15 protein-coding genes are annotated in these 10,903 nt (G+C 39.1%); 7 read left to right on the top strand and 8 right to left on the bottom strand.

Going from position 1 to position 10,903, the window contains the following annotated elements; genetic code table 11:
• Positions 1–452 (bottom strand): epoxyqueuosine reductase (locus C7B62_RS21375; RefSeq protein ID WP_146132164.1); only part of this gene is annotated, 452 nt, incomplete at its 3' end.
• 234 nt (positions 453–686) lie between these two features.
• Here C7B62_RS21375 and C7B62_RS21380 point away from each other — a divergent pair.
• On the top strand, positions 687–1,025 hold the full coding sequence (locus tag C7B62_RS21380) for a hypothetical protein (RefSeq protein ID WP_106242074.1): 339 nt from the start codon (positions 687–689) through the stop codon (positions 1,023–1,025).
• Positions 1,026–1,038: 13 nt separating this feature from the next.
• On the opposite strand, the gene C7B62_RS21385 is transcribed toward C7B62_RS21380, so the two are convergent.
• The 5 genes from C7B62_RS21385 to C7B62_RS21400 form a co-directional block, all read right to left on the bottom strand.
• Positions 1,039–1,662, bottom strand: a complete 624-nt coding sequence (locus C7B62_RS21385; protein WP_106242078.1) for an alpha/beta hydrolase — start codon at positions 1,660–1,662, stop codon at positions 1,039–1,041.
• A gap of 230 nt (positions 1,663–1,892) precedes the next feature.
• Positions 1,893–2,342, bottom strand: coding sequence for a DUF29 family protein (locus C7B62_RS21390; protein ID WP_199194313.1), 450 nt, complete (start codon positions 2,340–2,342; stop codon positions 1,893–1,895).
• 99 nt (positions 2,343–2,441) lie between these two features.
• Positions 2,442–2,582 (bottom strand): hypothetical protein, encoded by a 141-nt coding sequence (locus tag C7B62_RS25855; RefSeq protein WP_158260723.1) that lies wholly within the window; start codon positions 2,580–2,582, stop codon positions 2,442–2,444.
• Between the two features lie 82 nt (positions 2,583–2,664).
• The gene (locus tag C7B62_RS21395) at positions 2,665–3,081 is read right to left on the bottom strand and encodes a putative toxin-antitoxin system toxin component, PIN family (protein ID WP_106242080.1); all 417 of its coding nucleotides are present in this window, start codon (positions 3,079–3,081) and stop codon (positions 2,665–2,667) included.
• On the bottom strand, positions 3,078–3,305 hold the full coding sequence (locus C7B62_RS21400; protein ID WP_106242083.1) for an AbrB/MazE/SpoVT family DNA-binding domain-containing protein: 228 nt from the start codon (positions 3,303–3,305) through the stop codon (positions 3,078–3,080). Before C7B62_RS21400 ends, C7B62_RS21395 begins: the two co-directional genes overlap by 4 nt.
• Positions 3,306–3,564: 259 nt before the next feature.
• Between C7B62_RS21400 and C7B62_RS21405 the strand changes: the two genes are divergently transcribed.
• The 4 genes from C7B62_RS21405 to C7B62_RS21420 all read left to right on the top strand — a co-directional run bounded on the left by C7B62_RS21405 (position 3,565) and on the right by C7B62_RS21420 (position 7,962).
• Positions 3,565–4,887: a phosphatidylserine/phosphatidylglycerophosphate/cardiolipin synthase family protein gene (locus tag C7B62_RS21405; protein ID WP_106242086.1), complete on the top strand. Its 1,323-nt coding sequence runs from the start codon at positions 3,565–3,567 to the stop codon at positions 4,885–4,887.
• A 75-nt stretch (positions 4,888–4,962) separates the two neighbouring features.
• On the top strand, positions 4,963–5,928 hold the full coding sequence (locus tag C7B62_RS21410; RefSeq protein ID WP_106242089.1) for a stage II sporulation protein M: 966 nt from the start codon (positions 4,963–4,965) through the stop codon (positions 5,926–5,928).
• Between the two features lie 243 nt (positions 5,929–6,171).
• Positions 6,172–7,665 carry a WD40 repeat domain-containing protein gene (locus C7B62_RS21415; RefSeq protein ID WP_106242092.1) on the top strand — a complete coding sequence of 498 codons (1,494 nt, stop codon included), beginning with the start codon at positions 6,172–6,174 and terminating at the stop codon, positions 7,663–7,665.
• A 27-nt stretch (positions 7,666–7,692) separates the two neighbouring features.
• Positions 7,693–7,962 carry a YciI family protein gene (locus C7B62_RS21420; RefSeq protein WP_106242095.1) on the top strand — a complete coding sequence of 90 codons (270 nt, stop codon included), beginning with the start codon at positions 7,693–7,695 and terminating at the stop codon, positions 7,960–7,962.
• A gap of 41 nt (positions 7,963–8,003) precedes the next feature.
• Here the strand turns inward: C7B62_RS21420 and C7B62_RS21425 are convergent, their stop codons facing one another.
• Positions 8,004–8,726 carry an NYN domain-containing protein gene (locus C7B62_RS21425; RefSeq protein WP_106242099.1) on the bottom strand — a complete coding sequence of 241 codons (723 nt, stop codon included), beginning with the start codon at positions 8,724–8,726 and terminating at the stop codon, positions 8,004–8,006.
• Positions 8,727–8,838: 112 nt separating this feature from the next.
• Complete coding sequence (gene folD / locus C7B62_RS21430; protein ID WP_106242103.1) at positions 8,839–9,714, bottom strand: bifunctional methylenetetrahydrofolate dehydrogenase/methenyltetrahydrofolate cyclohydrolase FolD; 876 nt, start codon at positions 9,712–9,714, stop codon at positions 8,839–8,841.
• A 131-nt stretch (positions 9,715–9,845) separates the two neighbouring features.
• On the opposite strand from folD, the gene C7B62_RS21435 reads away from it, so the two are divergent.
• Positions 9,846–10,154 carry a hypothetical protein gene (locus C7B62_RS21435; RefSeq protein ID WP_199194314.1) on the top strand — a complete coding sequence of 103 codons (309 nt, stop codon included), beginning with the start codon at positions 9,846–9,848 and terminating at the stop codon, positions 10,152–10,154.
• 350 nt (positions 10,155–10,504) lie between these two features.
• Positions 10,505–10,903: NUDIX hydrolase (locus tag C7B62_RS21440; RefSeq protein ID WP_106242109.1), on the top strand; the 399-nt coding region annotated here is incomplete at its 3' end.

The following is a 10,903-nucleotide window of genomic DNA, read 5'->3' on the forward strand; positions in this document are numbered from 1 at the left end:
TTCCCGTTTTTAGCAATCCAGCCCAACCCTGCGCGTTGCGCCCAAACCTTATCTTGAACTGGCGCAGTATCCACTGCATACCGAGTAATAATCGATTCATCCTGCGATCGCAACCAGTTAGATAAAGCCTTCAGCTTTTTACCCATAACTTTATGATAGTCTCTACCCCAACCATAACGAGAAATCTTACCTACTCCAGGCTGCTGGGAGTGTTGATGGGGAGTATAGTAATTTAAGGCCACCGAAATTACTGACTTTGCTTCAGGTAAATAAGCACGGATATCAGCTCTTTTGGGGTTGTCCATCCACACCATGTCAGCCTGATAGCCAGAGTTCAACCAGTTATTGAGATGCTTTTGCGCATCATCTTGATGGTTATCTACTGCTGATATACCTACTAAATGAAAGCCAATTTTTCTCGCCTGTTGCTTAACCTGAAAACTATCAATCATTATTCTGATGTAAGGAACACAGCACGGACAATAATCATCTCAAAGAATATACAATTAACTGTTAAATTAAATTCACCCTCACACTTCTTGTTTGGGGAGATAGAGATGTAGGGAGATAATTAATCACCAATCCCCTAAATTTCCCTGCCACAATTTTCCAGTTTTTGAATTAAATTGTTAAACCAGAAGTATTGAAACTCACCCTTATTAACCATAACTCTTATTGCGATCGCCATGCCCTACTTTGTTTATTCTCTCTTAAGTCTTGTTCTTCTAACTACAGGCGGGTTGGCAGTTGCCAGTGGTTCAGTGAATGCTAAAAAAGCTCATAACTATCCTGCTGATTTTGTCCAGAGTTATAATCAGGAATGCCTACAAACCTCAATGGGGGAAGGATTAGAGCAGACGGAAGCCAAAAGACTATGTAACTGCACTATTGACGAGTTTCAACGACAATATAGCCTAACCGAATTTCAGCAACTTACCGCAGCCTCCGCGACAGATAAAGTGGCTGAAACTACTTTGGTTGAGGTAGGACAATCTTGTTTTGAACAAATCTTATACGAAAAATGATTAACCGATCTGTTTAGTTGATTACCTCTTGATTAATAAATTGTTTGAAAAGAGCGATCGCTTCGTCTCTAACTTCGTGAGCCATCTCAAACTCATGATATTGAACAGCTACACCGATCTTACTTAGTTCATCTTTGGCCTTGACCGCAGCCTGTAGAGGTACGACAGAATCTTGTTTCCCGTGAATAATCATGGTTGGAGGATAGGTTATATTGGCTTGTACTTGCGGTTCATAATGCAGATATCCACTAAAGCTACATAAAGCCGCCAAAGGCAAAGTCAAACCAACATCTAAAGTCATCGCCCCACCTTGGGAAAATCCCGCCATAACAGTTCTCTCTAGAGGAACACCTGTTGAAGATTCTAAAGAAGTTAACCAGTCTAAGAGTAGCTGTCTGCTTTCGGCTAAGCCTGTAAAATCTTTATTTTCTAAAGCATACCAAGCCCTACCCCCTGGCACTTGAAAATGAGCGAAGGGAGCATTGGGAAACATGTAACCAAAGCTAGGTAGGTTTAGCACCTTGGCAAAAGGCACAAAATCTTGATAATTTGCACCCCAACCATGTAGCACTACTAGTAAATAAGTTGGTTGAGTATTGTTGGGTATAGCGGAAATAGCTTCAATCGTTGGCTTCATCGATTTTATTTAGTCAGATCGTGATTGTCTTAACTTTCAGCTTATAGCATATAACTTTAATCCCCTAAATTGATTGCTCCTCTGTTATTAGTTCCTCTAATGAAAGCATCTCCACTTTGGAAAGAAGTGAGAGATCGCCAACTTTGTATGCAGCTTTTAGTATGACGGATGCTTTAGATTGTAGTGTTGAAGATTTTAGACCACAACCTTTTGAGTATTAAATGTTTGCATCAATTTTCCATCAGTGCGATCGCTTGAGCGATCAATTCTTTTCGGTTAATTTTTTCTTCAATTTCTGACTCGCTTAAAGTACCCTCAAAAATTTCTAGAGATGCCTTACCGATCGCACTTCCAAAAACCGAGGCGCACATTTCTTCTAGCTCTTCTTCGCTAGCATACCATCCACTAGCTTTTCTTCGTTTGTTTATTTTTTTTATTTGCTCTGAAGATTCTTTAATAGAATAATTCCCGCTTTTTGTGCTTCTATTTTCAACTTTTTGTTTAATTAAGTGAATGAGCAAAATCTTTAAATAGCTTTCTATTTTTCTTAAAATATCAGCCTTGCTCATCTCGATTAATTCTTGGGTTATTTCTATTGCTTTTTCTATATCGCTTGTAAGCAAACATTGTTCCAATTCTAAAAGTTCTTCCATTTTTGCAATTTTAAGCGCATCCATCATATGTTTATTTTACCAAAAATAGAGGCGTTCGGAAACGCTAATAGCAATCAGAAGAAGGCTGAAAAAGCCTATTGCTGTCAAACAAAACCATTAAATTCTCTATTTATCTTCCATAAATTTATCTACACAATTTAAATATTCACTTGTTGAATTAAGAAAATAGGGAACATCCAGCCGTAGAACGAATATTGCCAAAGCGATCGCTGTTGATGTTTCTTGCTGAAGTATTTTTGTTAGCAATAGAATAATCTTTTACTGTTACTTATGTAAGCTTTGTAAATTCTACATCTCTACCATTTTTTCAGCACTACCCTTCTTTCGCTCACCTTTTTGGCAAAAATCCTTTAGTTACTAAATCTTCAGCCAGTAACTTAGGAGAAACAACCATAACTCCTGCTACAGTCTTACCAAAAAACAGCCCAAAATCTCGCTTATCTCCTGTTAATAAATAAGTGCATTGTTGAGCGATCGCACTACCGAGAATAGGAATGTCTTTTGATTTGATCGGGACTGGTAAATCTAAAACTAACTTATTACTAACGGTCACTGTTATTAGCAACAATTCAAATATTTCTAGAGAACCAAATTGTTTTAACTGCAAGTTTTTTCGTGCTTCTTCAACGGCATAAGGGCTAGTAACACATTGTCCATGTTCTTGAACGAGATCGATTAGTTTGGCAACATTACTCTTAGGTGCTGCTGCACTGAAGAGAATATTGGCATCGAGAAAAACTTTCACCCTAGATCGAAATCCTTAAGTTCATCTTCGTTACACTCTTGAAATTCTTGCAGGCGCTTTTCACTATAAATTTCTACTGAAAATGTCACCCCAGGGCGTAGGAGCAATCCTTCTTCACTCTCTTCTATCACAATCTTTCCACCAGTTTCTAGACCATACTTGCGTCTTAGTTCTTTTGGTAAGGTGATCGTACCGCGATCATTAATCGTCACTATTTTTTTCATAATTACAGTATTTCATATTTACTGAATGTCGGCAATATGTATTTAACAACTTCCGATAGAAGAGATTAATTCCCTCACCTAATTTGACGATTATCTAAAAGCGATCGTTTTACATAGCCTATAGTTCATCCAATGTCTCTCTATAGTTGGATGCATTAATTTGCATAATTGGGGTTTGATTAATACACCTAGTTGAGAAAATGGCTAGTCTGGTTGAGCGCAAGCTGCCCATTGTAATAGTTAATTTTTTAGATAAACAATGATTCAATCGATCTTGTGGTGGGTATTTGTTGCTTTCCTCATACTGAGTTTAATTATATTTATTGGTTTTTATCTCAGGGGTGCATTTCGCGATCGCATTAGATATAAAGTAAAACATGCACCTAGACCAGAAGAACCTCAGTTCCCCTACACTTTGGCTAGTATCACTAATTCTTTTATTACCGATGGCATAATCACTGATTTTTGGAACGAAGCTGCTGAAATCCAACGTGCGCGTCTAGACGCTATTAGTAAAGCGAGACATACGATTGATTTTGAAACATTTTTTATGACTCCAGGCAAAAGAGCAGATGATTTTGCTGCTGCTTTAGCGGAAAAAGCGGCTGAAGGTGTCGAAATCAGGTTGGTTGTCGATCATTATGGCACGAAAGATATTTCTGACCAATATTGGAAACGTTTGTTGGGTGCGGGAGTAAAGGTTTCTTTTTTTAATTCTTTTAAGTGGCGCGCCCCTCTAGATTATGCTGGACGTACTCACCGTAAACTCTTACTAATTGATGGTGAATTTGGCTTGGTTGGCGGTGCGGGAATCTCCGATCTTTGGGACGGCATTGAAAAAAAAGATGATACTCAGCCTTGGTTAGATGTAGAGATGCGTATCGAAGGCGAGATTATCAGTATTCTTGAAGGTGTGTTTTCTCAACACTGGACTTTTGGTAACGGTACCGCAGATTTAAGCAGGTTTAAATTTCGCAATTTTAATCTCAATCGCAAACATGAGGATAATAATCAGGGTAACCAGCATAATTTAATGTTGGTTGTACCAGGAGCAAACCCCAGAATTCGGTTTTCTCCAATCCAGGCTTTTAAATACAATAGTATTCTTTGCGCCAGAAAGCGGATTTGGTTAGCTAGTCCTTATTTTTTACCTGACGATAACTCAATTGATTTATTAGTCGCTGCCAAACAAGATGGGGTAGATGTGCGCATTCTCACCACTAGCATCCGCAGTGATAAAAAAGCCGTTTACTATGCTTCTTATGAACATTACGGCAAACTATTAAAAGGTGGAGTAGCAATCTATGAGTTTCAGCCTAGTATGACTCATGCTAAATTACTGCTCATCGATGATATTTGGGCAACTACAGGGAGTGCTAACTTCGATCCTCGCAGTTTCAGCCACAATGAAGAATTAGATATTTGTAGCGCCCAACCAAAGTTGGTTGAAGGAGTTCGAGCTACTTTTGAAAAGGGTTTTGCTCAAAGTCACATCATAACTTATGCCAAGTGGAAACAACGTTCTTTAATCAAACATCGTTTATTAGGTAACTTAGTTGACTTTTTTCAGTGGCAGCTTTAATTGCTTAGGAGTTGCACAAACTATTTAAATCCTGCCTGCTTTTGCTATAACTGATCTAGTTTTATGTAGAACAATATGCATGTTCAACGTTGGATTGGCAGAAGAGAACCAAACTGGAAGCGTTTGGACGGGTTACTACAGCAGGCGGAAAAGCAGGGGATTAAATCTCTATCTGCTACGGAAATTAAAGATCTAGCTAGTCTGTATCGCTCTGTGTCCGCCGATTTAGCTAGGGCGCGGACGAACAAAGTTGGCAAGATCTTAATCCAAGATCTACAAAAGCTGACAGCTCGTGGTTATAACCAAATATACCAGGGTTCTCAACGTCAAGAATGGCAACAGGTCAAAGAATTTTATCTCTGGGGGTTTCCTCAAGTGGTACAAGATAGCTGGGCTTATATTGCGATCGCCACAGGTATCTTTTGTTTAACTGCCATCATTGCCTGGTGGTATGGTTGGCGCGATCCGACTTTTATTGCCATTACTGTTCCCGATCACATTGTCAAAATTGTAGAAGAAGATGGAGAACTCTGGATGGGTTCAATGGTAGGAGCTGAACCCTTAGTCTCTAGTAATATTACAATTAATAATCTATCAGTTGCTTTTGGCGCGATCGCTGGAGGTATTACCGCAGGACTATATACAATATTTGTGATCGCTTATAATGGGTTGTCTATTGGAGCGATCGCCACTTTAGTTGGTAAAAACAATCTAGCTTACCCTTTTTGGGCGTTTGTCTTTCCCCACGGTTCTTTAGAATTACCTGCAATCTTTCTAGCTGGTGGCGCAGGATTATTAATCGGCAAAGGGATAATTTTTCCTGGTCAATCAAAACGAATAGATGCTTTGAAAACAAACGGTACTAAAGCAGCACAGCTAGTGATGGGAATTATTCCCATGTTGATCATAGCTGGAACAATTGAAGGTTTTTTTTCTCCTAGTCCCATAATCCCCAGTCCCATTAAATATTTAGTGGGAACGAGTATATTTTGTTTATTAGTTTTATATTGTTTACGTAACAAGCCAATCATCCCATCCTAGGGGTTTGTCAATTCATTAATGATTAGTGGGCAAGCTTAGAGTAATAAGTAATGAGTAATGATTAATGATTTTTTTACCCACTACCCACTACCCACTACCCACTACCCACTACCCACTACCCACTACCCACTACCTACTACCCACTACCTAACCTCAACCCACCAATTAATATTTGACAGACTACTAGGGGCGAACATAAAAAAAATATATGCAGCAGATTAGTTTGAAACAATAGCAGTATTAATGAATAGTGAACGTTATTTAAAATATTTTACGGCGATCGCGATCGCCTTGAGTTTACAGTTGTCGATTAAGGCACAAACTAAGCATAATTCCTTGGGCAATCTGCGCCAACAATTGTCTTCAGCATGGGAAAATGCAGTTTTAGTTGATAGTTTAGAGTCGACAACACCAGTAAACGCCCTGAAATTTAGTCCTAATGGTCAATTATTGGCTAGCGTCGGTGCAAGTCAGACTACCCTTTGGAACATAAATACGAAAGCAATTCAACGAGTTTTACCAGGACACTATGCCAGGGACATAGGTTTAGAAATTGCCCCAACAGCGATCGCTTTTAGTCCCAATAGCCGTTTTTTGGCAACTTCCACCTGGAGTCAAGGATTATTAAGTGCCGATCAAGCAATTATGGTGCGTGACGTTACTACAGGAGAGGTGGTATTAAACCTCGACGAATTAGATGGCTGCAAACAAATCCTTTTTGATGGATCTGGCAAAATTATTTATGGTGCTTGTGATGCTGGCATAACTGCCTGGAGTTTTCCTGACGGTAAAAAGTTATTTAATTTTGCTTCTGAATCTGCCGTGGAGGCGATCGCTCTTAGTCCAGATGGCGCAGTCATGGCAACGGTAAACGCGAATGTTTCAGGAAAACAAGAACAAAACAATCAAATTCAACTATGGCAACTAAATCCAGCCAAGCCTTCACTACTAAGAACTTTAGATGGTCATGTAAACAATATTGCCCAACTCGAATTTACGCCCAATGGTGAACAATTAATCAGCAGCAGTTACGACGGCAAGATCAATGTCTGGAATTGGCATCAAGGAACAATTACCAAAAAAACCAACAATCTTTATAGCAATGATGGGGTATTTAGTCTGAGTGCCAATGGTCAACTAATCGCTGGCAACTTCCATTCTGCCACCATAAGTAGTTTAGTTACAGGATTACCTCTGAGAAATACCCTCAAACTAGGGCAAAAAACTAGCATCATGGCTTTTAGTCCCCAAAATCAGCTTCTGGCAAGAGTGAAAAATCAAATAGATCGTAATTCTTTAATTGACTTGTGGTCGACAGATAACTCTCAACCCAATCAACAGCTTCGTATCAAAGATAATTACCGAGTTATTCCCGTCAGTAAATATTGGATTAATCAGGAACACCAACAAAAAATTCAAACTGCCCCAACACAGCTTGAGAAACCTATTTCAATTGGCAAAGATCCCCAGGCGATCGCTCTTGCTGGATTAGGCTTAACCGAAGTTGCTGCATCGGCACAAGAAGTTGAGATTGAATATGATGATCATCTGGCTACCGTGAAGATCACCCAGACTAACTTAGCCGATGATTCTGTGGCGAGGAGGCGTTATTTAATTGAATTTGCTCCTTACGGCGAAGCAACTGCTAAAAAATGGCAGATAGTGTGGGCTGGAGAACAGTTTAAATGCCAATCAGGACGTGGACATCAAGACTGGAATGCAGATTTATGTCAATAATAGTAAGGTTGATAATTCACTAAAACGATGCCCAAATATATTATGTGGGGTAGCTATTGCGAAAATGCTCTAGAAAAGCGCACCCCTTACCGTCAATCTCATTTAGCTGGTCTTAGTAGTCAAAAGGAACAGGGAATATTAGTTACCCTCGGTCCAACCAAAGATAATACTAAGGTCTTTGGAATCTACGAAGCAGCATCAGAAGCTACTGTGCGTCAGTTAGTTGAATCAGATCCTTATTGGCAAAACAACATCTGGACTGAATATGAAATTAAAGAATGGATTCAAGCCTTTTAAATCCATGAGCAATGGTGCGATCGCAAATCTTGTTCTTCAATTCAAATACTTTTGAGTGAGAGATAATGTTCTTTCCCATTTGCTTCTATCTTGATTTTTTTTGCACAATTTTTCTGAATAAAGTTGAGGGTTGACTTGGGCAGCTTATTACTCTGTAACGTTTCTGAAATAGACTTTTGATATTTAACTTTGAATTCTTGCGATAATTGCGATAAGGTAACTTTTTGCGCTGATTTTTGCGCAAGTTTGGTTAAAGTTAGCTCGATCTGAGTCTGGATCTTCTGCTCTAAAGTAATAGCCTGGGCTGGAATAGTATCGGGAATCTTAGTGACCATTAAATTGCGATCGCTAACAAAATCATCAAGATATATATTTCCTGATTGTTGATAAACCCGATAAGTATTCTGTCCCTGTCTTTGTAAAGTCTGATGTAAATAATTGAAAATTGCGTCGTGAGAAACGATGACTACTTCCTTCACTTGAGGATAGTTCAACTGTAAAGATGCACCTAAGGTTAAAATCTGAGCATCAGCAGCATTTTTGGATTTGGGAACATGAATCAGTTGATATCCCTGTTGATGTAAATGTCGATCTAGTTTAGAAACGCTGCTATTGAGCCAATTTGCCACAGCGAACTTAATCGTGATGGGATATCGGCAGTATAACTTGAGATGTTTTGCTAGATCGAGCTTTAAAGGGAAATTTTCGACATCTAATAAAATTGCCCCTGTATAAGATGATTCTGGCGAAGTCTGAAAATCCATTGGTTTAAAGAAGAACAGCAAAATCAGATCTTAAGCCGATGGACTGTATCTAAGCTGTGATTTAAATTCGGCTAAATCATTAAATAGATCTTTTGTATTATACGTGTGTTTTTTACTTTTCTTTTCGAGCGTAACTTTCCACGGTGTTACTCAATAACATTGCCACCGTCATCGGGCCAATCCCTCCAGGTACAGGAGTAATATAACTAGCTACTTTAGATACAGATTCAAAATCCACATCGCCAACTAACTTTGATTTTCCTGACCCTAGATCGACACGATTAATCCCTACATCAACCACAATTACACCTGGTTTAACCATCTCCTGAGTAATCATTTCTGCTTTACCCACCGCAGCGACAATAATATCTGCCTCTCGACAGACAGCACCAAGATCTTGAGTACGAGAATGAGCCATCGTCACGGTAGCATTTTGCTCTAATAACATTAGAGCGATCGGTTTGCCAACTAAAATACTCCTGCCAATTACCACCGCCTGCTTACCTGCTAAGGGTAAATCATATTCTTGTAAGAGTCTCATGACTCCTGCTGGAGTACAGCTACGTAAACCCATTTCCGCACGAACTAGCTTACCCAAATTAACAGGATGTAAACCATCGGCATCTTTATTAGGATCGATACAGTGAAGTAAGGCGATCGAGTCTAAATGTGGCGGGAGAGGAAGTTGCACCAAAATACCATCAACGCGATCATCTTGGTTTAAGTCCTCAATTACCTGTTGTAATTCCTTCTGGGCTGTGTTTGCAGGGAAATGCTGTCCCATTGAAGCAATTCCTACCTTGTGACAAGCTTTTGCTTTATTGCGTACATAAACGGCGCTAGCAGGATTATCTCCCACCATTAATACCGCTAGACCAGGGGGACGACCGATTTTCGGCTCTAGCTTAGTTATTTGCTCTTTTAGCTCTAGCTGAATTTTTTGGGCTAAGGCTTTACCATCTAAAAGACAAGGGTTTGAAGCAGACATAGATAATTTTAATAATTCAAAAAAGTTAAGCTGGAGGTCGATCTATGGCGGATGAATAACAAATGTTAATTTCTCACTTAAGATTCAGCTCGTTGTTCGTTAGACTTAGGCAAATTAGCCTTGGGGTCACCTTGCTAGCAAGCTTAGTTGGTTGTCAAACTCCTTTGATTACAATCAAAGAATCACCCAAAAAAGTCGATCAAACCGTTAATTTAACGGGAAAGGTTGTGCATCTAGCGCCATTTTTAGGTAATGGAGCATATCAAATTGAAGACGTTACGGGAAAAATTTGGGTAGTAACAACTCAAACTCTTCCGCAGCTAAATCAACAGATTAATCTTAAAGGCAGGATTAAATATCAAAGTTTACCCCTTGCTCAACAAGAATTAGGTGACTTTTATTTAATTGAACTAGAGCGACTGTCTCCACTTGAGCAATAAATCATAAAAACCTATTCTACAATAACCATCAAGTAAATTTGACCTCTATATTTTTATATAAAAGGTTTAATGCGAATAAAAAAAGCGGAGAAAAGACCGAAGCGGAAAGTTACTTAGCTAATTATTCAACATCTTGTCTCATCAATAGCATAGACAATAAGCGCCTGATTATGACAATTTTTTTCTGCTCAATGGCTAAAATCTAATTCGCATCAGACGTTTCTAATAAACCCCAACTGGCAAAACATAAAGCAGCGATCGCCAAAATAGTTCTTAACCAGTGCCAATTCGACCAATTATCATGTTAGACATAAATCCGAAAAAATTAGCTGAATTTATGAATAGATAGTATGACCCAAACTCAGCCAATCTCCGTGGCGATCGCAATTATTCATCAAGATGGCAAATATCTGATGCAGTTACGAGATGATCTTCCCACCATTGCCTATCCAGGAGTTTGGGGTTTTTTTGGCGGTCATATCGAACCAGGAGAAGAACCTGAAGCTGCCCTGAGAAGAGAATTAGAGGAAGAAATTAATTATTTATCTCCTACACTAACTAAATTTTGTGCTAATCAAACAGGTAACTATATCCGCCATATTTTTTCTTCGCCTCTAACGGTTTCTGTGTCAGAATTAGACCTCAAAGAAGGCTGGGATATGAAATTGCTGACTCCAAAAGAGATTCAACAGGGATTTGCCTATTCTGATCGAGCGATCGCCAATAAACCTCTAGGGGATGTTCATCGT

Origin of the sequence: Pleurocapsa sp. CCALA 161 (genome assembly GCF_003003995.1) — a bacterium.
Taxonomy (GTDB): Bacteria; Cyanobacteriota; Cyanobacteriia; order Cyanobacteriales; family Xenococcaceae; genus Waterburya.